This window comes from Saccharopolyspora karakumensis (assembly GCF_004349225.1).
GTDB lineage: Bacteria > Actinomycetota > Actinomycetes > Mycobacteriales > Pseudonocardiaceae > Saccharopolyspora > Saccharopolyspora endophytica.
In genome coordinates this window covers 15610-37716 of the sequence record NZ_SMLA01000021.1, presented here as the reverse complement: position 1 = coordinate 37716, position 22107 = coordinate 15610, and the positions used below count along the sequence as shown (strand labels likewise).

The 22107-nt window shown below is 67.7% G+C and carries 18 protein-coding genes; 11 read left to right on the top strand and 7 right to left on the bottom strand.

Annotated features, from left to right (window positions below; genetic code table 11):
• Nucleotides 1-4 precede the first annotated feature (4 nt).
• The 4 genes from E1202_RS15750 to E1202_RS15735 are packed head-to-tail and all read left to right on the top strand — an operon-like array spanning nucleotide 5 to nucleotide 4129.
• Entirely contained in the window at nucleotides 5-937 is a 933-nt protein-coding gene (locus E1202_RS15750; RefSeq protein WP_132683906.1) for a BKACE family enzyme, read from the top strand.
• Nucleotides 937-1929 carry a 3-hydroxyacyl-CoA dehydrogenase family protein gene (locus E1202_RS15745; RefSeq protein WP_132683905.1) on the top strand — a complete coding sequence of 331 codons (993 nt, stop codon included), beginning with the start codon at nucleotides 937-939 and terminating at the stop codon, nucleotides 1927-1929. Before E1202_RS15750 ends, E1202_RS15745 begins: the two co-directional genes overlap by 1 nt.
• 59 nt (nucleotides 1930-1988) lie before the next feature.
• Complete coding sequence (locus tag E1202_RS15740; protein WP_132683904.1) at nucleotides 1989-3080, top strand: LacI family DNA-binding transcriptional regulator; 1092 nt, start codon at nucleotides 1989-1991, stop codon at nucleotides 3078-3080.
• Nucleotides 3081-3097: 17 nt separating this feature from the next.
• Nucleotides 3098-4129, top strand: coding sequence for a ketopantoate reductase family protein (locus tag E1202_RS15735; protein ID WP_132683903.1), 1032 nt, complete (start codon nucleotides 3098-3100; stop codon nucleotides 4127-4129).
• A gap of 289 nt (nucleotides 4130-4418) precedes the next feature.
• Here E1202_RS15735 and E1202_RS15730 read toward each other — a convergent pair whose 3' ends face one another.
• The 5 genes from E1202_RS15730 to E1202_RS15710 all read right to left on the bottom strand — a co-directional run bounded on the left by E1202_RS15730 (nucleotide 4419) and on the right by E1202_RS15710 (nucleotide 10847).
• Nucleotides 4419-5999: an amidohydrolase gene (locus E1202_RS15730; protein WP_132683902.1), complete on the bottom strand. Its 1581-nt coding sequence runs from the start codon at nucleotides 5997-5999 to the stop codon at nucleotides 4419-4421.
• 144 nt (nucleotides 6000-6143) lie between these two features.
• Complete coding sequence (locus E1202_RS15725) at nucleotides 6144-7331, bottom strand: MBL fold metallo-hydrolase (protein WP_132683901.1); 1188 nt, start codon at nucleotides 7329-7331, stop codon at nucleotides 6144-6146.
• Nucleotides 7332-7640: 309 nt separating this feature from the next.
• The gene (locus E1202_RS15720; protein ID WP_132683900.1) at nucleotides 7641-7937 is read right to left on the bottom strand and encodes an antibiotic biosynthesis monooxygenase; all 297 of its coding nucleotides are present in this window, start codon (nucleotides 7935-7937) and stop codon (nucleotides 7641-7643) included.
• A gap of 25 nt (nucleotides 7938-7962) precedes the next feature.
• Nucleotides 7963-9312 (bottom strand): flavin monoamine oxidase family protein, encoded by a 1350-nt coding sequence (locus tag E1202_RS15715; protein WP_132683899.1) that lies wholly within the window; start codon nucleotides 9310-9312, stop codon nucleotides 7963-7965.
• 26 nt (nucleotides 9313-9338) lie between these two features.
• Nucleotides 9339-10847, bottom strand: coding sequence for an APC family permease (locus tag E1202_RS15710; protein WP_132683898.1), 1509 nt, complete (start codon nucleotides 10845-10847; stop codon nucleotides 9339-9341).
• A gap of 112 nt (nucleotides 10848-10959) precedes the next feature.
• Between E1202_RS15710 and E1202_RS15705 the strand changes: the two genes are divergently transcribed.
• Nucleotides 10960-11718, top strand: a complete 759-nt coding sequence (locus E1202_RS15705) for a TetR/AcrR family transcriptional regulator (RefSeq protein WP_268952332.1) — start codon at nucleotides 10960-10962, stop codon at nucleotides 11716-11718.
• 412 nt (nucleotides 11719-12130) lie between these two features.
• On the opposite strand, the gene E1202_RS15695 is transcribed toward E1202_RS15705, so the two are convergent.
• The gene (locus E1202_RS15695) at nucleotides 12131-14092 is read right to left on the bottom strand and encodes a primary-amine oxidase (protein WP_132683896.1); all 1962 of its coding nucleotides are present in this window, start codon (nucleotides 14090-14092) and stop codon (nucleotides 12131-12133) included.
• A 117-nt stretch (nucleotides 14093-14209) separates the two neighbouring features.
• On the opposite strand from E1202_RS15695, the gene E1202_RS15690 reads away from it, so the two are divergent.
• Entirely contained in the window at nucleotides 14210-14803 is a 594-nt protein-coding gene (locus E1202_RS15690; protein ID WP_132683895.1) for a TetR/AcrR family transcriptional regulator, read from the top strand.
• Here the strand turns inward: E1202_RS15690 and E1202_RS15685 are convergent.
• Nucleotides 14800-15477: a GntR family transcriptional regulator gene (locus E1202_RS15685; protein WP_132683894.1), complete on the bottom strand. Its 678-nt coding sequence runs from the start codon at nucleotides 15475-15477 to the stop codon at nucleotides 14800-14802. The genes E1202_RS15690 and E1202_RS15685 overlap by 4 nt on opposite strands.
• Before the next feature lie 114 nt (nucleotides 15478-15591).
• On the opposite strand from E1202_RS15685, the gene E1202_RS15680 reads away from it, so the two are divergent.
• Genes E1202_RS15680 through E1202_RS15660 form a run of 5 tightly spaced genes read left to right on the top strand, consistent with a single transcriptional unit; the run spans nucleotide 15592 to nucleotide 22078 of the window.
• Nucleotides 15592-17085 (top strand): fumarylacetoacetate hydrolase family protein, encoded by a 1494-nt coding sequence (locus tag E1202_RS15680; RefSeq protein ID WP_132683893.1) that lies wholly within the window; start codon nucleotides 15592-15594, stop codon nucleotides 17083-17085.
• Entirely contained in the window at nucleotides 17082-18035 is a 954-nt protein-coding gene (gene dapA, locus E1202_RS15675; protein WP_132683892.1) for a 4-hydroxy-tetrahydrodipicolinate synthase, read from the top strand. Before E1202_RS15680 ends, dapA begins: the two co-directional genes overlap by 4 nt.
• A 1-nt stretch (nucleotide 18036) precedes the next feature.
• Nucleotides 18037-19530 (top strand): 5-carboxymethyl-2-hydroxymuconate semialdehyde dehydrogenase, encoded by a 1494-nt coding sequence (gene hpaE, locus E1202_RS15670; protein WP_132683891.1) that lies wholly within the window; start codon nucleotides 18037-18039, stop codon nucleotides 19528-19530.
• 26 nt (nucleotides 19531-19556) lie between these two features.
• Nucleotides 19557-20615 carry a 3,4-dihydroxyphenylacetate 2,3-dioxygenase gene (hpaD, locus tag E1202_RS15665; RefSeq protein ID WP_132683890.1) on the top strand — a complete coding sequence of 353 codons (1059 nt, stop codon included), beginning with the start codon at nucleotides 19557-19559 and terminating at the stop codon, nucleotides 20613-20615.
• Nucleotides 20612-22078 carry an NAD-dependent succinate-semialdehyde dehydrogenase gene (locus tag E1202_RS15660; RefSeq protein WP_132683888.1) on the top strand — a complete coding sequence of 489 codons (1467 nt, stop codon included), beginning with the start codon at nucleotides 20612-20614 and terminating at the stop codon, nucleotides 22076-22078. Before hpaD ends, E1202_RS15660 begins: the two co-directional genes overlap by 4 nt.
• Nucleotides 22079-22107: the final 29 nt, after the last annotated feature.

Below are 22107 nucleotides of genomic sequence, written 5' to 3'. Positions count from 1 at the left end.
CACCATGCCTGCGCCGAGGAAAGTCATCATCACCAGCGCCGTCACCGGCGCGATCCACACGCCGTCGATGTCGAAGTACCTGCCGGTGTCGGCGGAGGAGATCGCCGAAGCCGCGATCGGCGCCGCCGAGGCCGGTGCTGCGGTCGTGCACATGCACGCCAGGGATCCGCAGGACGGCCGCCCGTCGCAGGACCCCGAGCACTTCGCTCCGATCCTGGACTCGCTCAAGCGCAACACCGACGCGGTCATCAACCTCACCACCGGCGGTTCCCCGCACATGGCGGTTGCCGAGCGTATGCGGCCCGCGGTGGAGTTCAAGCCCGAACTGGCGTCGCTGAACATGGGCTCGATGAACTTCGGGCTGTACCCGATGCTCGACCGGTTCAAGGAGTTCGAGCACGACTGGGAGCGGGAGAACCTGGAGAACAGCCGCGATCTGGTCTTCAAGAACACCTTCGCCGACATCGAGACCATCCTCGAGCTCGGCCGCGCGAACGGCACGCGCTTCGAGTTCGAGTGCTACGACATCTCGCACCTGAACAACCTCGCGCACTTCCGGAACCGCGGCCTCACCGACGGCCCGCTGTTCGTCCAGTCGGTCTTCGGCCTGCTTGGCGGAATCGGTGCGCACCCTGAGGACCTCATGCACATGCGCCGCACGGCCGACCGGCTCCTCGGCGCGGATTACCAGTGGTCGGTGCTGGGGGCCGGGCGCAACCAGATGCCGCTGGCCGGCATCGGCGCGGCGATGGGCTCGCACGTGCGCGTCGGCCTGGAGGACTCGCTGTGGATCGGGCCCGGGAAGCTCGCCGAGAGCAACGCCCAGCAGGTCACGCGGATCCGCACCGTCCTGGAGGCGCTCAACCTCGAGGTCGCCACGCCCGACGAGGCCCGCGAGATGCTGCAGCTCAAGGGCCGCTCGGCCGTGGGCTTCTGATGGGTGGGCAGAGGACGGACCACGACGTGCGCGTCGCGGTGGTGGGCGCCGGGTACATGGGCGGCGGTATCGCCCAGTCCTTCGCGGCTCGCGGCATCGACTGCGTCGTCGTCGACGAGACGGCGCAGTGGTCGCGGGAACGGGTGCGGCAGCTGCACGAGGAGGCGGACCAGTTCGCCGCCGACGGGCTGATCCCGGCGGCGATGGCCGACGCCGTCCGGGCCCACCTGCGCGCCGCCGAATCGCTCGAAACTGCGCTGGTCGGCGCCGGCTACGTCGCCGAGGTCGTCCCGGAGCGAATCGAGGTGAAAAGGCCGGTCCTGGAGCGGATTTCGTCGACCGTGGGGTCGGAGGTCGTGATCGGGACGAACACCTCGGCCATCCCGATCGGGGAGCTGGCCACGAGCGTCACCGCGCCCGAGCGGTTCCTCGGGGTGCACTGGATGAACCCCGCGCCCTTCGTGCCCAGCGTCGAGGTCATCCCGGGGACCCGAACGAGCCAGTCGGTTGTCGGGGACGTCGTGGGATTCCTGCGCGCCATCGGGAAGGTGCCGACCGTGGTCGGCGACTCCCCGGGGTTCGTCGCGAATCGGCTCCAGTACGCGCTGTTCCGGGAGGCCGCGCGCCTGGTGGAGGACGGCGTGGCCACCCCCGCGCAGGTCGATGAGGTGGTCCGCAACTCCTTCGGCTTCCGGCTGCCGTTCTTCGGCCCGTTCGCCATCGCCGACATCGCCGGCCTCGACGTGTACCGCGACGGGTTCACGACGCTGGAATCCGCCTACGGCGACCGCATCGGCACCCCGCGCATGCTCGCCGACCAGGTCGAGCGGGGACGGCACGGGCTCAAGACAGGGCAGGGCTTCTACGAGTTCGCCGACGATGTCGGTGCCGAAGTGGCCCGCTACCGCGATCGCGCCTACGCCGGGCTCGACCGGCTGCGGGCGGAACTCGGGCAGGTCGATCTCGTGGAGCGGCGCGACCAGCTGAGCTGACGGCGGTGAGAGCTCGGCCTGCGCTTTCCCCTGAGAAGAACCGAGAGGAGGCTACTGGCATGAAGTCGAGCAACCACGGGCGCAAGACGGGTGTCCGAGCGCTCCGGGTCTCCGCCGCGGACGTCGCCAGGGAAGCCGGGGTCACGCCGGCCACCGTCTCCTACGTCTTCAACGGCCGTGGCGGTGTGTCCGCCGAGATGCGTCAACGAGTGCTGCAGATCGCGCGCGAGATGGGCTACCCGCTTGAACGCCACCGGTCCAAGCTCGACGCGGACCGCACCCGGGTGCTCGGCTTGGTCCTGGCCCACATCGACAACCCCTTCTACGCCGATGTCGCGGCAGGCACCATCGACGCGGCACGTGGCCAGGGCTACGAGGTCTTCCTCGCCCACACCCAGGAGAGCCCTGAGACGCTGGCGAGCGTCGTCGAGGCGATGATCGCCCGGCGCGTGGACGGCATCGTGCTCACGGTGCTGCACCCCGACGACGGCGGGATCGTCCGGCGGCTGCGCCGGGCCAGGATGCCGTTCGTGCAGTTGATCCGGCGGATCCCCGACCTGCACGCGGACTTCATCGGCATCAACGACGTCATGGCGGCCGAGGAGATCGTCCGGCACGTCGTCGAGCACGGCTACACCGACCTCGCGGTGGTGACCGGTCCGCACAACTCGTCGTCCTCGGGCAGCAGGGCCGAGGCGTTCGTCGCCACGGCGCAGCGGCTCGGCACCCCGGTGCCGCCGCACCGCCGGTTCACCACGAGCCTCACCGCCGAAGGCGGCAACCACGCGGCCCAGCACCTGATCGAAACCGGCGATGTGCCTCGCGCGATCGTCTGCGGATCGGACGCGATCGCATCCGGTGTGATCGGAAGCCTGCGCGGAAGCGGAATCCGGATCCCCGAGGACGTCGCCGTCACCGGCATCGACGGGGTCTTCCCGGCCGCCTCGATGCTGGCCGAGCTGACCACCATCTGCGTTCCCCGTCGACACATGGCGGAGCTGGCCGTCGACCAGCTCATCCGTCGGATCGACGGCGCGGGAGGCCCCACCCGCGAATCCATCCGGCCCTACGAACTCCACATCGGCACCACCTGCGGTTGTCCGCCGCGTGCGATCAGCCCGGTGACCGGCGAGCACGTCCGCATCACCTGAACCTCGAAGGAGCGAACATGCCAGAACGCATCATCGTCGTCGGAGGCGGTGCGATCGGCGGGGTCGCGGCCGCGCAGATGACCAACGCGGGCCACGACGTCACGGTGCTCGACGCAGACCACCGGCACGTCGCCTCGCTTCGCGACCCGGGACTGCGGTTCGAGGAGGTCGATGGCCAGGTCTCGCGCCGCCGGCTGCGGGCCGTCGCGGACCCCGCGGACTTGACCGGCCACTTCGACTTCGCGCTGCTGACCGTGAAGTCCCTCGCGCTGCGCCCCGCCGTCACACCGCTGGTCGAGGCGGGGCTGGTGGACACCTACGTCGCGTTGGGCAATGGCCTGGTCCAGGATCTCGTGCGGTCCCTGGTCGGCAGGGACCGGTTGATCGTCGGCCTGATCGAGTGGGGCGCGACCAACCTCGGCCCGGGGCACCTGCAGCAGACCACCGACGCCCCCACGGTCGTCGGGGAGCTCGACGGCAGCAGCACGGAACGCCTCGCCAGGCTGCAACGCATCCTCGCGAGCATCGCCGAAGCGAAGACCACCGCGACCATCGCCAGCCAGGTGTGGACCAAGCTCCTGCTCAACAGCACCTTCTCGGGGCTCGGCGCAGCGGGCGGATGCCTGTACCGGGACGTGGCGGCCGACCCGGTCGGGCGCGAGGTGGCACTGCAGCTCTGGCGAGAGGGCTACGACACGGCCCGCGCCCTGGGCATGACGCTGGGGGAGGTGTTCGCGACCCCGGCCGATCAGCTGGTCATCCGCGACGCCACCGACCACGTGGCCGCTGAGGAGGCCCTCGACCGGCTCATGGTCCGGGCAGGGCCCACCAAGGCGTCGATGCTCCAAGACCTGCAGCGGTCCCGACCGACCGAGGTCGACGTCATCAACGGCGGCGTCGTCGAAGCCGCCCGGAACATCGGCCGGGAGGCGCCGCTCAACGCGGAAATAACCCGGATCATCCACGAGATCGAGTCAGGCGCGTTTCAAGCGGGCCCCGAAGCGTTCTGCCGCCTAGCCAGGGTCAGCGCCAACGTCGGAGCCCGGTGAAGAACCGAAACCGCCGCAGACCCAGATCGCGATTCGCCGTCAACCAGCGGTGGATTGGACGAGGCTGGGCTCATCCGACGGCCCGAACCTGGTTCGTGCGACAGCGTGGAGAGAGAAGGGACTGCGTATCCGAGAGGTAGGAGTTCGCCGGTGGGGAGTCCCAGCATTAGGTGCCGGTTGCTCGTCGAACCTCGATCATGTGCGGCTGCTCGTCGAAGGCGCTTGAGCCGCGCAGACCCTGCGATCGCGGCCTCTCACGCCAGTCGCGCGGTCACAGATCTCACAGCGCCTATGACCCGTCATCCTCTGCGAGGAAGACGGTGCGCCCCTCGAAGACCGTGCGGAGGACACGGGTGGTACCGATCTGGTCGGTCGGGATCTCGAAGATGTTGCGGTCCAGCACGATCAGATCGGCTGACTTGCCGGGACTGATAGATCCTCGCAGCTGCGCCCGGCCGACGACCTGCGCACCACCGAGGGTGAGCAGCTGCACGGCAGTGGTGAGGTCGATGGACTCCGGCCCGCGCTGCAGCATGCCTTGCAGGGCGGGGAAGAGGTTTGGATTGGGAGTGATGATCCAGTCCGAGCCGATGGTCATTGTTGCGCCGGAGTCGAGAACCGTGCGGAATTTGAAACCGTCGTCGAGCCCGTATTCGGGGATGTGCCAGATCGCCGGTGACATCTCGGCCACTACGTTGAGATGTTTGAACCGTTCGTAGTCCTGGTCCGGGATGAAGGTGCAGTGGGCGATCTCGTGAGTGGTCGTGCGGTTGCCGTTGATGCGGCGGACGGAGTCGAACGCGTCCAAGGCGGCGCGAACGGAGCCCTTGCCAGCGCAGTGAATCTTGACCGACAGCCCCGCCTCGTCGAACCGGCACAACGCCTGCGCGAGCTGGTCCGGCGCCACCAGGATGTTGCGGGGATCGATGTTGCCATGCTCGTCGAGGTCAGCGTGAGTCATGTGCGGTGGTAGCGGTGCACCGTCGAGCCAGATCTTGATGCGCTTGGTGTCCACGTGCGTGCTCGCATGGGATGCATGCTCGGCGATGGTCCGCTCGAGTTCTGCGGTGGTGGCCATGCCGAAACCTTCTTCGCGCCAGACCAGATGCGCGGCGACGTGCAAGTTCAGGTCGTCAGCGTCGTCGAGGTCTCGGAACGCTGCCAGGGCCTGCGGTGACGCGGACGCTTCCTGAACAGAGGTGATGCCGTAGCGGTGACAGGTCGAAGCGGCCCAGCCCACGGCGTCCCGGTAGATCTCGGAGCGGTAGTCGGGGATGGCCCGCATGACGGGCCACCGTGCTTGCTCCACGAGCTCACCGGTGAGTTGGTTCGTGCCCGGCCGGCGCATCAACCGGCCGCCAGGAGGGTCAGGGGTGTCATCGGAGAGTCCCGCGATTTCGAGTGCCTTCGTATTGGCCAGGCCGTGGTGGATGGTGTAGTCGTAGAGGAACACGGGCTGATCCGGGACAGCTCTGTCGAGGAATGATCGGTCCAGTTCTCCTTCCTCGAATGCGGATGGGACGAATTCTCCGCCGACGATCCACGCTAGCTCGCCTTCGTCGACGAGCTCACCGCATTGGCACTCCTGGAGGTCGCGCACGATCTCGCCAGGTGTGCCGCTCGGGGTAAGGCGGGCCTCGTGGCGAAACTTCAATCCGCTGAAAAGCAGATGGGTATGGGCATCGTGCAGCCCGGGCATTGCCAGGTGGCCGTGGAGGTCGATGAACTCGGTGTCATCCGGTGCAGCAGAACGGACTTCGTCATCGGAGCCTACGATCGTGAAGGCGCCGTCTTCGATCAGTGCGGCCTGCACCCATGGGACGACGGGGTCGACGGTGTGGATGCGGCCGTTGAGCAATGCGGTGGCCATCGTTCCTCCTATTGACGGATGTGCGACACGTCGGTCACCGCTCCTGGCCGGCTGGCGAGGAAGACCCCTCTTTGACCGTCATGGAGGCGAACGTGGACGGACTCGGCCAGGTGTTGGTTCATGGTTCCAACCTTTGGCGCGCGCCTACCCCCGTAGATTGATCGCGGCAAGGTCGGTGCCGATATGAAAGGTGCCGCTGAAATTCTCCCGGGATTTCAGCCAGCGTTCGACTGGGGGTTCGGCGGGAACGAGGTGGTGAAGCGCGAGCTGGCGGGCCCCGAGCTCGTCGGCGAAGCGACCGAGTTCGGTCGAAGGCATATGTGCTGTCATGAGGTGGTGCCGAAGCGCTTCGTTGTCGGCGTACTGTTCGTCGATCCAGCTCGTGTCGATTACCTCATGCAAGAGCAGGTCGGTGTCTGCGGCCATCCTGGCAAGGTTTGCTGATTTGCCGGTGTCCCCAGAGATCACGACCGATCCGTCATCGGTGTCGAAGCGGTATGCGAACGCAGGAAAGACGGGAAAATGGTTGACGAGCGTGGCGGTGACCCGGACTCGATCATCTTCGTACACCGGAAACGGGTCCATGGCTGGCATGATCTCGAGCGTTTCGATTGCTGGGTCGAAGCCGGGAATGGTGATGTCGTCGACGTCTATCAGGCTCCGCAAGTCGGTGAACCTGTTGTCTCGGACGCGGTCGTTGATGTCGGTGGCGTATGCGGCAAGCAGCGAGTTCGTCATGTCGGTGATGCCGGGCATCGGATTGGCAGGGTTTGCTGGTGGGGGCGGTTGGCTGCCCGGGTACGCAGTGGTTAGCGAAGCCCTGCGGCCGGGGCCGATCACTTTTACCGGTTGGGTGATGTGTTGTAGGCCAGTCCACCATCCGTAATTGATCATCTTGAAGTAGTCGATGGTGTGGTCGGAGTGCAGGTGTGTGATGAAGATGCCGCGGAGAGTGGAGAATTGTTCGTCCGGGGCCTCTCCCGTGGGATTGGCCTTGAAGAATTGTTCGGGGGCACGATCACCGGTATCGACGACGTAGACCGCGTCTCCGATGACGACTGCGGTCGCTATCCCGGTTGCATTCTGCCTAGGATACCACGCGGGGCCGCCTGCGGTGCCGAGCAAGATGACGTGAGGCCGGCCCTTGTCGACATCACCTGGAACCGGGGCCGCGGTGGACGAGCCTGGGAAACTTTGCTCGTCGGCGGATGAGCAGGCCGCGAGGGTGGTGCCTCCTATGATCCCCAGTGCGCCGGCGAGGGCAGAACGACGGGACAGTCCGAAGGTGCTGGGGCCTGAGAGACACATACGATTCCTTTCGTCTGGATCCACTGGGCAGGCGAGGAGTGTGTGCAGGTCGGTACCGCACGGTGCTTGAAACCACGACCGCTGTGCATGGGATGGCGAGAAATCCGCGCAGGTGCGTCAGGGTTCGTTCGGCCGCAGTTGTTGATGGGCCGCGTGCCACCGGAAATTCTGCGCGACCGTGACCGCGCAGCAGGTCTTGCATGCTTCCCGGTAGGTGCGGCATCCGCGGCGGGGCTTGCTGCGGAGAGTTCGCCCCCGCCGAGTTGCACAGCCCACATCGCGTCGTTGGAAGACGACTGAACGCCTTGAGAGGAACTGCGGCTCTCGTGGTTCTCAGCCGACTGGCATCCAGGTCATGTCGACGGAGACGACGTCGCTGACGGCGGCCATCCTGGTGAATCCGGGCAGGTCGGTGGCTTTGGCGTTGGCTGCTTCGGCCTGTTCGAGGCTGTCGTAGATCCAGACGTCGGTCCAGAGCCCGTCGTCGCCTTTGGCGATGACGGGGGCGCTGATGAAGCCTGGGACGGCTGCGGCGACGTCGGCCACGGCTCCTGGTCGGCTGGCGAGGAACTCCTCCTCTTGACCGTCATGGACGCGGATGTGGACGAACTCGACCAGGTGTTGCTTCATGTTGTCCTCCTAATAGTGTGTCCGATTAGGACTGTGCAGGGGATCGATCCTCAAACGAGGTGACGGGTTCGATGGCCGTCAGCCAGCCGTGCACCTCACGGCTGGTGCGCATGCCACTCTCGATGGCGCCATCGATGAAGCCGGCCCAGCCGTTGGCGTAGTCAGAACCGGCGAGGAAGATGCGGCCTTCAGGGCGTTGCAGTTCGGCGAGGGATTCGGTGAGCTGGCCCGAGCGCTGCATGGGCCAGGTCTCGCCGGAGAGATCGTCGTGGACCCAGTCGTGGCTGGCGACATCGAGTACCTCGACGTCCGGCAGCCATTGCCGCAACGCGTCCTGGACTGCGGTCGGATCGCTGCCGTCGAGCTCGCGGCTGTCCGAGCCGAAGGCGACCACGATCGTCTCGCCGTTGTCGACGTATTCGACTTGGCACAGGGTGAGTGGTCCGGAGCTGGGCGAGAGCGCGACGAAGGGTTCGTACTCGCCACGCAGCCGTGCCCAGACCTTCACGCCCCGAGAGGTCTGCCCCTGCTGGGCGGCGCGGCGCTTGCCCTCGGCCAAGGGCGGTTCGAAGGTGACCGAGTCCAGTACGTTGAGCGGCAGGGTGACCACCACAGCGCCCGCGGTCAGGTGTGAGCCGTCGTCGAGTGCGAGACGTGCCTCGGTGTCGTCCTGCTCAATGGAGATCACACGCGCGCCGGTGCGGATCTCAGCTCCGGAATCGGCAGCCATCGCCTCAGCGAGGCCACGGGTGCCGCCAACGATCTTGTAAGTGGCGCACGCCTCGAAGTTGAGCTGCCAGCTTCCCCCGGTGAGCGCCACCCAGCGCAGGGCTTGGGCGTAGCCGCCGTTCTCGGTAGGGCCGTTGAAGTTCGTCGCCCACATGCCCTCGACGGCGTCGAACTCCTCGGGGGTGAGGTCGAGCTGTTCGAGCTTGGTCCGGATGCTGAGCTTGTCGATCTCGGCGAGCCGGTCGCCCCCCTGAAGCGGCTGGTACGGGTGCGGGAAGTGCTCGAGGGCCTGCGTGGTGCTGCCGGTCATGCCGCGGTCGATGATGGCGAGCAGGTCCTCGGCGGTGCCGCTGCGACGCTCGCCGCCGCTGATCCAGTAGCCGTGGACCGGTGTGGGGGAGGGCGTGGTGTCGAAGCCGTACCGGGTCATCTCAGCCCACACGTGCGGCTGGACCCAGTGCACCCAGGTTCCGCCCATCTCCAGGTCCCGGCCGAACCGGAAGTCGGTCCAAGTTCGGCCGCCGATGCGGTCGCGGGCCTCCAGGACCAGCACCCGATGGCCCTGCCGCCGCAGCTCGCGCGCGGTGGTGAGGCCGGCGAAGCCGGCACCTACGACGATGACGTCGGCGTCGTGCGTGGGGGACAAGGTTCTCCTCGGTGACGTGGATGAGGTCAGGCGTTCGGCAGTCGTGGGCCCGTTTCGGCTGCAGGGTCGGCGGAGGCTGCGGCAGGTGGTTGGTCCTCACGGCGGTTTCTGCCGATCGTCACTCCGATGAGCAGCACGGTGGGGACGGTGAGGATGAGCGATATCGCGGTGGCCGGTGCGCCGCCGGTGAGCAGGTCGAAGTTGGCCAGCACGAGAGTGGCGAGTCCAGTCGTGAGGACTGCGGCGAGCACCGGGGCGATGAGGGTGTGCCACAGGCGAGTGTCCAGCTGGGTTCGGCGGAAGAAGACCACGACCGAGACAGAGGTCAGGAAGTAGAGAACGAGCAGTCCGAGGATCGCCACACCGCTGCCCCAGGAGAACAGGGTGAGCACTGGGTCGAGTCCGAGGACGGCGAACGGCAGAACCAGAAGCAGGGCGAGCGCGGTCTGCAGCCCGCTGGCCACGAACGGCGCGCCCTGACGGTTAGTCCGTGAGACGACCGAGGGCAGTGCTCCTGTTCGCCCGAGCGAGTGCACGTAGCGGTTGGAAGCGTTGTGGAAGGCGAGGAGTCCGGCCAACAGCGAGGTCGCCATCAGCACACCGGAGGCGGTTCCCGCCCAGCCGCCGAGCGCTTGCGTCACCGCGGAGAAGACCAGTGTTGTGCTGTCTTCGCTCGCGAGCGCTTGACCGGCTTGCTCGACGATGCGGCTGGGGCCGTAGGAGCTGACCACCATCCAGGAAACGAAGGCGAAGAACAGGGCGATGATGCCAACGGAGAGGTAGGTGGCCCTGGGGATGGTGCGGGCCGGGTCCTTGGCTTCGGCGGAGTAGATCGCGGTGGATTCGAAGCCGAACATCGACGCGATCGCGAAGGTCAGGGCGACGCCGGGCGCACCGGTCAGCAGAGCCGTGGGCGAGAAGCTGGCGGTGGGGGCCAGTCCTTCGGGGCCGCCGCCGGCAACCAGGGTGACCAGGGCGAAGGCGAGCAGGATCGCCATCTCCGCGCCGACCAGCACGGCGAGGAACCGGGCGCCGAGGTCGATGTTGAGCGATCCGAGCAGCTGCACCAGCAGCATCGTGACCACCGCGCACGCCCACCACGGTGGGGCGATGTGCAGGTAGACCTCGGCCAAGCCGGACACGGCTGCGCCGTAGAGCCCGTACATGCAGGCTTGCACGGTGTTGTAGGCCCACAGGGCCAGCAGTGCCGAGCCGGTGCCGAGCCTCGGGCCGAGGGCACGACCGATGTAGGCGTAGAAGGCGCCACCGGCGGTGATGTGGCGGCTCATGGCGATGAAACCGACTGCGAAGAGCGTGGTGATCAGACCGACCACCAGGTAGGCGGCCGGGGCGCCGGCACCGTTTCCCAGGCCGACGGCCAGCGGTAGCGCGCCGCCGATGCCGGTCAGCGGGGCCTGGGCGGAGAGGACGAAGAACAGGATGCCGGCGACGCCGATCGCGCCACGGCGCAATTCGCGGTTTCGCTCATCGCTCGCGGTGGGCGCGGCCTCGTTGCCGCGCACGGGCTGGGACATGGTGGCTCTCCGAAGAGGTATGTCCGTATCCGGACGGATTGTTGAGAGTCGGTCGAGGAGCCCCGCTCTGCACTGAGGTTGCTGGGACGACGAGGAGTCCCAAATTGTCCAATTGGACAGATGTGGCGGATGGCACACAGCATGCACCCGAGATGCAAACTGGTCAAGTGGACAGTTCGACTTGTGCTCGGAGAGGATGACCGCGTGGCGATCAGCGGGCAGGGTGATGGGCCGTGTGAGGGTGTATCCAGGGCCGGCCGGTGATCGCGTGGTCCGGGTGTTGTGGAGAGCAGGGACGATGACGAATGACGGGACGGCGCGTTCCGGACGGGGTTACGGCAAGGGGCGGCACGCGCTCCTGGAGGCAGCGGTGCAGGTGGTGGCCCGTCGGGGACTGCGGAACCTGACCTATCGCGCTGTGGCCGAACAGGCCGGCGTCGCGCACGGGCTCGTCGTCCACCACTTCGGCACTCGCGATGCGCTCTTGGCGGCGGCACTGGAGTTCTCGCTGGCCAACAGCGTCGGTGCGATGAGCGCCAAGCCCGGAAGTGGAGACATGGACGCTCTGTTCGCCGGGCTGGTCGACTTCGTCGGGACCAATCCCGATGACCAGGCCTTCCAGTACGAGCTGATCCTCGAAGCGCGTCGACGGCCGGAGTTCAAGCAGCGGGTCGAGCGGCTCTACGACGCCTACCGGGAGGAGCTCTCCACGGAGCTCGATGCGGCCGGGATCGTCCCGGACGACGCGCTCGTCCACCTCGTTTTCGCGGCCCTCGACGGGGTGGTCTTCCAATTGCTGTGCCTCGGCGACCGCAAGGCCGCGCTGGCCGGAATCGAAAGGCTGCGCGAGCTGCTGCGCTCCCTCGGTTAGCTCTCGTTGCAGAGCCTCCGTCTTGGAACACCTGGCTGAACGAGCTAACCGCTTCGTGTCCAGATCACAAGCCCTGTCACCGATACTGGGCAGGGCAGGTTGGGTGAACAAGGCGTCCCCTCGGGCGAGACCGATCGTCGGCCGGAGTCCTTTGGTGACGTAGGCGTAGAACGCCCCGGCGTCGACGACGTGATGGCTCATGGCCGCGTGGCCGACGCTGAACACGACCAGCACGAGGGCCACGATCGCGTACGCGAGCGGCACACCCGGGCCGTTGCTGATCGACAGCATGACCGGTAACGCGCCTCCGATGGAGGTCAACGGTGCGGCGGCGGCCACCACCATGAACACGATGCCGGCAACCCCGATGGATCCGCGCAACTCACGGCTTCTCGCGGCCTCCGCGGTTCTCTCAGTCATGGCAGCACGCTCCGGTGTTTTCGGGGGAGCGGGACTGGCAGTGCGCACTGGCGCTCGGGGGGACGTCCAGGGCGGGGTTGCGGTCGAAGAAGCCGACGGGCTTGAGCTTGAAGCCGGTGTAGTCCACCGGCATGATCGGCCAGTCCTCCGGGCGGGGGAAGTGGGTGAGCCCGAAGGTGTGCCAGACGACCACGTCCTGGCCGTCGATGTCGCGGTCCTCGGCCACGTAGGCCGGCAGGCCCGCGCCACCTGGGTGCTGGTTGACGAAATCGCCTGCGGCGTAGCGCTCCGCGGGGTCGTAGCGGGTGACCCACAGGTGCTTGGTGGCGAAGGTGGCGCGGCGCTGGATCGGTGAGTCGTCGTCGGCGAGCAGTTCGGGGTTGCCCTCGGGGAGCAGCGCGTAGGCGACCGGGTCGCCGAGGCGGTTGCGGGAACCCGGGTTGGTGATGTGCCAGACGCGCCCGGCGCGGTTGTCGGCCAGGCGCTGGGCCTGCGACTCGGTGCGCAACGGCGTCCGGGTGTGGGTGAAGGCGTTGCCGCGCGGGTTGTCCGGACCGGTGGGCACCCGCTGCACGTTGATCTCCTCCACGGAGTTGTGGTGCCCGTCGACCATCATGTCCAGTCTCGCGGAGAAGAGGTGCTGGTGGTACGGAGCGCCGAGCCCGGGAGCGAGCTGCGAGGCGTACGGATTCGTCGTGTCGTTGCCGGGGCCGGGGTAGGCCGAGGTGAACACGACGCCGGTGGCCTTGGCCTCGCACTCGATGGTGCCGTCGAGGTAGAGGTACCAGTAGAAGCCGTAGTCGTAGTTGCCGATGGTGGTGAAGAAGGAGATCACCATGCGGCGCTGCCTGCGGGTCTCCGAGGAGCCGGCCCACAGGTCGGTGTGCTTGAACAGCACCCCGAAGTCCTCCTCGTGCATGCAGATCGCGTTGCGCAGCACGCGCGGGTGGCCGAACTCGTCGGCGATGACGGCGTCGAGGTAGGTGATGTCGCCCAGGCAGTCGCAGCCGAGCTCTAGGGCGTTGGCGTAGCGGCCGATCATGTATTCGCCGGTGTCGAAGTAGTTCTGCCAGGATCGCACCGGCGACGGGTCGGCGTAGGGGACGACCATCTCGGAGATCGATGCGCGGTGCACGATCGGGCGCTCGCGGTTGCCGTCGTGGAATGAGATCTGGTGCAGCACGAGGCCTTCGCGTGCGTCGAAGCCGATGCGCACGGACCATTTCTCCCATTCCAGCCTGTCGCCGTCCAGGGTGAAGCTGGGGCCTTCGGGCTGGATGATCTCAATCGGTTTCTGCGATGCCCGAAGTGGCCCTGTCTCAGCGGGATCGTCGAAGTTGCCGGACTCCTTGGGGACAGGAACTGGGCCGAGGTCGAGGACCTGCGTGACCGTGCGGTTGTCGACGTCGACGTAGCCGACGAGCCCGTCGATCGGATGCGCCCAGGCGTGGTCGGCCGGATGCTCTTGGAGGAAGGCCAGACCGCGCAGGATTCGGCGTCCGGTCTCCTCGGGGTAGCCGAAAACTCCCGCGGACAGGGGAGCGACACGGACTTTGGCGACGTCCAGATCGCGCGCGGCCAGCGCCTGAAGCCAGCGTTCGTCTTCTGCGAGGATCTGCTCGACCAGCTCAAACTCCTGGTCGAGCACTGGAAGTTGACCGTCGGTGGCCGGATCCAGCAGGGTTTCGCGCTGGATCGACTCCGACGTCAGTGAGATGACGACATCCCGGCCGCCGGAAGCCGCCACGTCGTGCAGCAGCACCCGCACGAGACGATCGGGCTGTTCCTGACCGTAGAGGGCCTCTTTCGAGGGCTCTTCCAATCCCAGGTAGACCACGCGGGCGGTATCTGGCAGGAACCCGGTGTTGTCGAGGATCTTCCTCGCGCACGTGATTTCCTCGGCGGAGAGCCGCTCAAGCGGGTGAGGAGATGCGGTCGCAGAGTGGGGTGACATCATTGACTCCCTTTTTCTACATGCGTAGACAGAAGGGTGAGGCATTGATACCGCGTGCACAAGGGGTAGCGGTCAGCCGATCGATAAAGTGGGACGGGTTCTTACAGAGGAGCTACGGTGCCGAAACTTGTTGACCACGAAGGGCGTCGTGCTCGCATCGTGGGTGCGACCTGGCGACTCATCGCCGAAAGAGGCATCGAGGGAGCCACGATGCGCGCGATCGCCGAGTCCATCGGGATGGCCAACGGTGCGCTCAAGCACTACTTCCCGGACAAGAACTCGATCATCCGCACGGCTTTCACCCACGTTTTTGACGCGACCAACGAGCGCGTGCGGGAACGTCTCCACGGTCGGACGGGGATGGCCGGCCTGCGGATCTTCTGCGAGGAGGTCATGCCGGTAGCTGACCTGACCGACCTCGAAGCTCGGGTGGTCTTGCCGTTCTGGCAGCGCGCGCTGGCCGACGCGGACCTGCGGCAGATCTACACCGACTCGATGGCGTTGTGGCGCGGCCAGATCATCGAATTTCTGCGTCAGGGCCGAGACAAGGGGTTTGTCAGTACGTCCACCCCGGACGACGTCGTGGCCGAACAGCTGCTAGCCATGCTCAACGGGCTTCAGTCGCTGGCATTGCTCGACGCGGCATCGGGCACGGCGGACGTGCAGCGACGCACGATCGAAGCATTCCTGAGTTCGTTGGAGCAGCGCTAGCCCTGGGCGTGCTGGAACTTCAGCAGGGCCTCGATGGTGGCGGTTCGGTGGCGGCGGGCGGCGAGTTCAACCTCGATCGGGTCGGCTTCGCTCTCGATCAGCGCGATGAGTTCGGCGTGTTCGGCGACCGACTCGACCGCGCGGCCGGGGACGAAGCTGAACGTCGAGTTGCGCAGCATCCGCAGCCGGCTCCACCCCCGGTGCACCAGGTCGATCAGGTGTTCGTTGGGGCAGTGCAGGAACAGGGCTGAGTGGAACTCCTCGTTGAGCTCGGTGAATCGGCGCGGGTCGAAGTGCTCCAGGGTGTCGCGCATGCGGTCGTTGATGGCGTGCGCCTTGGCGAGGTCCTCGGCGGTGAGCAGGGGAGCGGAGAACCCGGTGGCGGCGCCTTCGACGACGGCGAGGGTCTGCATGGTGGTCACGTACTCGCCCTCGTCGACCAGGGCGACCTGCGCGCCGATGTTCTTCTCGTAGGTGACCAGCCCTTCGGCCTCCAGGCGGCGGATGGCCTCGCGAACCGGGACGGTGCTCACGCCGAGCTCAGTGGCGAGTTGGCTGAGAACCAAGCGGTAGCCGGGGGTGAAGCGGTGCGAGACGATCCGGTCGCGGAGCCACTCGTAAGCCAGCTGCGACTTGCTCGTGGTAACGCTTTCGGCCGGTGCATCGCTAGTCATGGGTCCTCGTTTCGGTGAAGTGGCGCTTCATTTTGCCTGACCTGTGTTCGTTTCCGGAGGGGCGCGCCGATTCAGCGTTGTGATCGCATATGTCATCGTATACGATCCTGCGGCATGACGTCCGATGCAGTTCCTCCGCCGGCTGACGGCCTCGCGCACCACCCGCTCGTCGGGCGGCCGGGCAAGGTCATCGCGCTGCACCTGAACTACCCGTCGCGGATCGCCCAGCGCGGCCGCGCGCCGTCGAGACCCTCGTACTTCCTCAAGACCGTGACGTCGCTGGCGACCAGCGGCCAGACCGTCGAGCGACCGCCCGGAACCGAGCTGCTGGCCTTCGAAGGCGAGATCGCGCTGATCATCGGCACGACCGCCCGCCAGGTCTCGCGCGAGGACGGCTGGTCGCACGTCGCCGCCGTGACCGCCGCCAACGACCTCGGCGTCTACGACCTCCGCTCCGCCGACAAGGGCTCCAACCTGCGTTCCAAGGGCGGCGACGGCTACACCCCGCTGGGCCCGGCGAGCATCCCGGCCGAGCAGGTCGATCCGGCGTCGCTGCGCGTGCGCACCTGGGTCAACGGCGAACTCGCCCAGGACGACTCCTCGGCGACCGTGGTCTTCCCGTTCGGCGAGCTGGTCGCCGACCTCTCGCAGCTGATCACCCTCGAACCCGGCGACGTCGTGCTCACCGGCACCCCGGCCGGGTCGTCGGTGGTCGGGCCCGGCGACGTCGTCGAGGTCGAGGTCGACGTTCCCGGCACCGAGCACAGCACCGGACGGCTGCGCACCAGCGTCGTCGAAGGCTCCGGGCCGCTGCCGGAGTTCAGCGCGCAACCGTCGGTCGACGACGTCCAGCGGGCCGAGGCGTGGGGCAGCCGCGACGCCGCCGGGCTGGAGCCGCCGTTCGAGCTCACCGAGGACCGCATCGCCAAGCTGCGCCAGGTGGCCGTGGCGACGCTGTCGGCGCAGCTCCGAAAGCACGGTTACAACCAGCTGTCCATCGACGGCGTGCGCACCGACAAGCCCGGCAGCAAGATCATCGGTCGAGCTCGCACGCTGCGCTTCGTGCCCGCGCGCGAAGACCTCTTCCGCAGCCACGGCGGCGGGTACAACGCGCAGAAGCGGACCTTCGACTCGCTGAAACCCGGAGACGTGCTGGTGGTCGAGGCGCGCGGCGAGCGCGGCAGTGGCACCGTCGGCGACATCCTCGCCTTGCGCGCGCAGGTGCTGGGCGCGGCCGGGATCGTCACCGACGGGGGAGTGCGCGACCACAGCGCGGTCAAGGACCTCGACATCCCCACCTTCTCCGGCGGCCCGCACCCGGCCGTGCTCGGGCGCAGGCACGTGCCGTGGGACAGCGACATCACCGTGGCCTGCGGCGGGGCGACCGTGCAGCCCGGTGACGTCATCGTCGGCGACGACGACGGCGTGCTCGTCGTCCCGCCCGCGCTGCTCGATCAGGTGCTCGACGCCGCGATCGAGCAGGAGGCCGAGGAGGAGTGGATCGCCGCCCGCGTCGCCGAAGGCGCGGCCGTGGACGGGCTGTACCCGCTGACCGGAGAGTGGCGCCGCCGCTACGACGCCGAGCGCGACCAGGAAGGAACCCGATGACGAACTGGCGTACCCGACCCGAGCAGTTGACGGGATCGATCGCTCCGGTGATCACCCCGTTCACCGCCGACGGCGAGGTGGACCACGCCTCGCTGGCGAACCTCGTCCAGTGGCAGCTCAAGCAGGGGTCCGACGGGATCTCCATCGGTGGTTCCACCGGTGAGCCCAGCGCGCAGACCATCGACGAGCGCGCCGAGGCGATCCGCACCGTGCTCAAGGCCGTCGACGGCCGGGCACCGGTCGTTCCGGGCACGGGTTCGGCGAAGCTGGACGAGACGATCGAGCTCACCGGCGCTGCCTACGACGCGGGTGTGGACGCGGCGCTGATCATCACGCCGTACTACGCGAAGCCGACGCAGGAGGCGCTCTACGTCTGGTACTCCACGGTGGCCGAGGAGTACCCGGACCTGCCGATCATCGCCTACAACGTGCCGACCCGGACCGCGGTGGAGATCGCGCCGGAGACCGTCGCCCGGCTGCACCGCGATGTGCCGAACTTCGTGGGCATCAAGGAGACCACGAAGGACTTCGAGCACTTCTCGCGGGTGATCAAGGCCGCGGGCCGGGATCTGCTGGTGTGGTCCGGGATCGAGCTGCTGTGCCTGCCGCTGCTGGCGCTGGGCGGCACGGGTTTCGTCAGCGCGACGGCCAACATCGCGCCCGGGGCGACGAAGCGGATGTACGAGGCCTTCCACGCCGGTCGGATGGACGAGGCGCTGGACATCCACTACGGGCTGCACCCGCTGGTGGACCTGATCTTCGTGGAGACCAACCCGGCGCCGGTCAAGTGGGTGCTGGCCCAGCGCGGCCTGATCCGCTCCGAGCACGTCCGGCCGCCGCTGATCACGCCGACCGACGCGGGCAAGGACAAGATCCGCGCGCTGCTCGACGAGGGCGCCGATTACCTGTCGCCGGTCGAGGACACCGACACCATCGCCGGAGGGAACTGACATGACGATCCAGCACGTGCCGGCCGACCTGCCCAAGCGCATCCAGCACTTCATCGACGGCGAGTTCGTCGACAGCCTCGACGGTGACACCTTCGAGGTCCTCGACCCGGTATCCAACACGTCGTACCTGGAGGCCTCGTCGGGCAAGCAGGCCGACATCGACCGCGCGGTCTCGGCTGCCCGCAGGGCTTTCGACGAGGGCCCGTGGCCGGGGATGCTGCCGCGCGAGCGCGCCCGGATCCTGAACAAGATCGCCGACATCGTCGAGACCCGCAACGAGCGCCTGGCGGAGTTGGAGACCTTCGACACCGGGCTGCCGATCACGCAGGCGCTGGGTCAGGCGAAGCGGGCGGCGGAGAACTTCCGGTTCTTCGCGGACCTGATCGTCGCCCAGGCCGATGACACCTACAAGGTGCCGGGCAAGCAGGTCAACTACGTCAACCGCAAGCCCAAGGGCGTGGCCGGGTTGATCACGCCGTGGAACACGCCGTTCATGCTGGAGAGCTGGAAGCTGGCGCCCGCCTTGGCCTCCGGCTGCACGGTGGTGCTCAAGCCCGCCGAGTTCACGCCGCTGTCGGCCGGGTTGTGGCCGGAGATCTTCCGCGAGGCCGGAGTTCCCGACGGCGTGTTCAACATCGTCAACGGGCTCGGCGAACAGGCCGGGGACGCGCTGGTCAAGCACGAGGATGTTCAGCTGATCTCGTTCACCGGGGAATCGGCGACCGGCAAGCTGATCTTCGCCAACGCCGCCCCGACGCTCAAGGCGCTGTCGATGGAGCTGGGCGGCAAGAGCCCGGCGGTCGTGTTCGCCGACGCCGACCTGGACGCGGCGATCGACTCGACGGTGTTCGGCGTGTTCTCGCTCAACGGTGAGCGCTGCACGGCCGGGAGCCGGATCCTGGTGGAGCGCGGCATCTACGACGAGTTCGTGCGCCGGTACGTCGAGCGCGCGAACAACGTCAAGGTGGGCGATCCGCACGACCCGGCCACCGAGGTCGGCGCGCTGGTGCACCCCGAGCACTACGAGAAGGTCACCAGCTACATCGAGATCGGCAAGACCGAGGCGAAGCTCGCCGCGGGCGGCGGACGCCCGGAGGGCCTGGAAGCGGGCAACTACGTGCAGCCGACGGTGTTCGTAGATGTGCCTCCGACGGCGCGGATCTTCCAGGAGGAGATCTTCGGGCCGGTCGTGGCGATCACCCCGTTCGACAGCGACGAGGAAGCATTGCAGCTAGCCAACGGTGTGAAGTACGGGCTGGCCGCGTACGTGTGGACCTCGGACCTGGAGCGCGCGCACACCTTCGGGCAGCGCGTCGACGCCGGGATGGTCTGGCTGAACTCGCACAACGTCCGCGACCTGCGCACCCCGTTCGGCGGTGTGAAGGCCTCCGGGCTCGGGCACGAGGGCGGCTACCGGTCGCTGGACTTCTACTCCGACCAGCAGGCCATGCACATCTCGCTGGCACCCGTCCACACCCCGAAGTTCGGCGCCTGACGACTGAAGTGAAGGAGCGTTCAACGATGAGTGCCGACCTCACCCCACCGGACATCCTGCGTTGCGCGTACCTCGACCTGGTGGTCACCGACCTGGCCAGGGCGCGGGAGTTCTACGTCGACGTGCTCGGCCTGGTGGTCACCGAGGAGGACGACGAGGCGATCTACCTCCGCACGCTGGAGGAGTTCATCCACCACAACCTCGTGCTGCGCAAGGGGCCGGTGGCCGCCGCGGCGGCGTTCGCCTACCGGGTGCGGACCCCGGAGGACGTGGACCGGGCCGAGGAGTGGTTCGCCGCGCGCGGCTGCCGCACCGAACGCCGCGCCGACGGATTCGCCAAGGGCATCGGTGATTCCGTCCGGGTGACCGATCCGCTCGGGTTCCCGTACGAGTTCTTCCACGAGGTGGCCCACGTCGAGCGGCTGGCCTGGCGCTACGACCTGTACACCCCGGGCGCGCTGGTGCGCCTGGACCACTTCAACCAGGTCACCCCCGACGTGCCCAAGGGCCGGGAGTACTTGGAGGACTTGGGTTTCCGCGTCACCGAGGACATCCAGGACGCCGACGGAACGACCTACGCGGCCTGGCTGCGGCGCAAGGACACCGTCCACGACACCGCCCTGACCGGCGGCGACGGGCCGCGGCTGCACCACATCGCCTTCGCCACCCACGAGAAGCACAACATCCTGTCGATCTGCGACAAGCTCGGCGCGCTGCGCATGTCCGACGTCATCGAGCGCGGACCAGGCCGCCACGGCGTGTCCAACGCCTTCTACCTCTACATCCGGGACCCCGATGGGCACCGGGTGGAGATCTACACCCAGGACTACTACACCGGCGACCCCGACAACCCCGTCGTGACCTGGGACGTCCACGACAACCAGCGCCGCGACTGGTGGGGCAACCCCGTGGTCCCGTCCTGGTACACCGAGGCCTCCCCGGTGCTGGACCTCGACGGCAACCCGCAGCCGCTCAAGGTGCGCACGGACTCCAGTGAAATGGCCGTCACCGTCGGCGCCGATGGCTTCTCCTACACCCGCAAGGGCGACGAGGAAAAGGGCTTCAAGTTGGGAACCTCGCTATGAGCGCGGCAGAGCGTGACCTCCTCGGGCGCACTCCCACCGAACTGTTCGTGACCGGCAAGTGGATTGCCGGCAGCGGCGGAACCTTCCCGGTGCACGATCCCGCGACCGGTGATGTGATCGCCGAGGTCGCCGACGCCACCGCCTCGGACGGCGCTGCCGCGCTGGACGCCGCTGTCGCCGCACAGCAGGACTGGGCCCGCACCGCGCCTCGCCGCCGAGCTGAGATCCTGCGCCGCACCTTCGATCTGGTGCAGGAGCACGCTGACGACCTCGCGCTGCTGATGACCCTGGAGATGGGCAAGCCGCTGCGGGAGGCGCGCGGCGAGGTCGGCTACGGCGGGGAGTTCCTGCGGTGGTTCAGCGAGGAAGCCGTCCGCATCGACGGCCGCTACGGCCCCAGCCCCGAGGGCACCGGCCAGATGGTGGTGACCCACCGGCCGGTCGGCCCGTCGTTGCTGATCACGCCGTGGAACTTCCCGCTGGCGATGGCGACCCGCAAGATCGCACCGGCCCTGGCGGCGGGCTGCACCGTCGTGATCAAACCGCCCGCCTTGACTCCGCTGACCACCCTGATGCTGACTCGCCTGCTGGAGCGGGCGGGAGTGCCGGAGGGCGTGGTCAACGTGGTGACGACGTCGAAGTCCGGGGCCCTGTGCGGGCCGCTGATCAGCGATCCGCGGTTGCGGAAGCTGTCGTTCACCGGTTCCACCGAGGTCGGCGTCCGGCTGCTGGAGCAGGCGGCCGGGGGAGTGCTGCGCACCAGCATGGAACTCGGCGGCAACGCGCCGTTCCTGGTCTTCGACGACGCCGACCTGGACGCGGCGGTCGACGGCGCGTTGGCCGCCAAGTTCCGCAACATCGGGCAGGCCTGCACCGCCGCCAACCGGTTCTACGTCCACGAGACCGTTGCGGAGGAGTTCGGCCGGCGCGTCACCGAGCGCGTCGCGGGAATGCGGACCGGACGCGGCACTGACGACGGCGTCGACATCGGGCCGCTGATCGAGCGCAAGGCGGTCGACAGCGTCGCAGCCCTCGTCGACGACGCGGTCGACCGGGGCGCGCGCGTCCGCACCGGCGGGTCCAGGGGAGAGGGTCCAGGCACCTTCTACCTGCCGACCGTGCTCACCGACGTGCCACCGGATGCGGAGGTGATGCGGCAGGAGATCTTCGGACCGGTGCTGCCGGTCGCCACCTTCTCCTCGGAGGAGGAGGCGATCGAGCTGGCCAACTCGACTCCCTACGGCCTCGTCGGCTACGCCTACACCCGTGACACCCGCCGCGGTCAACGCCTGATCGAGGAGATCGAGACCGGGATGATGGGACTCAACGTCGGGGTCGTCTCCAACGCAGCCGCGCCCTTCGGCGGAGTCAAGCAGTCCGGTCTCGGCCGCGAGGGCTCCCGGGAAGGGATCCAGGAATACCTGGAAACCAAGTACACCCTGATGCCCAACCCCTACGCGTGAGGCCTGTTCCCACTGCGGAAGAACCGACT

What these genes read in the sequence shown, in the direction of transcription:
- E1202_RS15750 (WP_132683906.1), top strand. Translation starts at nt 5, where the DNA reads ATGCCTGCGCCGAGGAAAGTCATCATCACCAGCGCCGTCACCGGCGCG.
- E1202_RS15745 (WP_132683905.1), top strand. Translation starts at nt 937, where the DNA reads ATGGGTGGGCAGAGGACGGACCACGACGTGCGCGTCGCGGTGGTGGGC.
- E1202_RS15740 (WP_132683904.1), top strand. Translation starts at nt 1,989, where the DNA reads ATGAAGTCGAGCAACCACGGGCGCAAGACGGGTGTCCGAGCGCTCCGG.
- E1202_RS15735 (WP_132683903.1), top strand. Translation starts at nt 3,098, where the DNA reads ATGCCAGAACGCATCATCGTCGTCGGAGGCGGTGCGATCGGCGGGGTC.
- E1202_RS15730 (WP_132683902.1), bottom strand. Translation starts at nt 5,999, where the DNA reads ATGGCCACCGCATTGCTCAACGGCCGCATCCACACCGTCGACCCCGTC.
- E1202_RS15720 (WP_132683900.1), bottom strand. Translation starts at nt 7,937, where the DNA reads ATGAAGCAACACCTGGTCGAGTTCGTCCACATCCGCGTCCATGACGGT.
- E1202_RS15710 (WP_132683898.1), bottom strand. Translation starts at nt 10,847, where the DNA reads ATGTCCCAGCCCGTGCGCGGCAACGAGGCCGCGCCCACCGCGAGCGAT.
- E1202_RS15695 (WP_132683896.1), bottom strand. Translation starts at nt 14,092, where the DNA reads ATGTCACCCCACTCTGCGACCGCATCTCCTCACCCGCTTGAGCGGCTC.
- E1202_RS15685 (WP_132683894.1), bottom strand. Translation starts at nt 15,477, where the DNA reads ATGACTAGCGATGCACCGGCCGAAAGCGTTACCACGAGCAAGTCGCAG.
- E1202_RS15680 (WP_132683893.1), top strand. Translation starts at nt 15,592, where the DNA reads ATGACGTCCGATGCAGTTCCTCCGCCGGCTGACGGCCTCGCGCACCAC.
- dapA (WP_132683892.1), top strand. Translation starts at nt 17,082, where the DNA reads ATGACGAACTGGCGTACCCGACCCGAGCAGTTGACGGGATCGATCGCT.
- hpaE (WP_132683891.1), top strand. Translation starts at nt 18,037, where the DNA reads ATGACGATCCAGCACGTGCCGGCCGACCTGCCCAAGCGCATCCAGCAC.
- hpaD (WP_132683890.1), top strand. Translation starts at nt 19,557, where the DNA reads ATGAGTGCCGACCTCACCCCACCGGACATCCTGCGTTGCGCGTACCTC.
- E1202_RS15660 (WP_132683888.1), top strand. Translation starts at nt 20,612, where the DNA reads ATGAGCGCGGCAGAGCGTGACCTCCTCGGGCGCACTCCCACCGAACTG.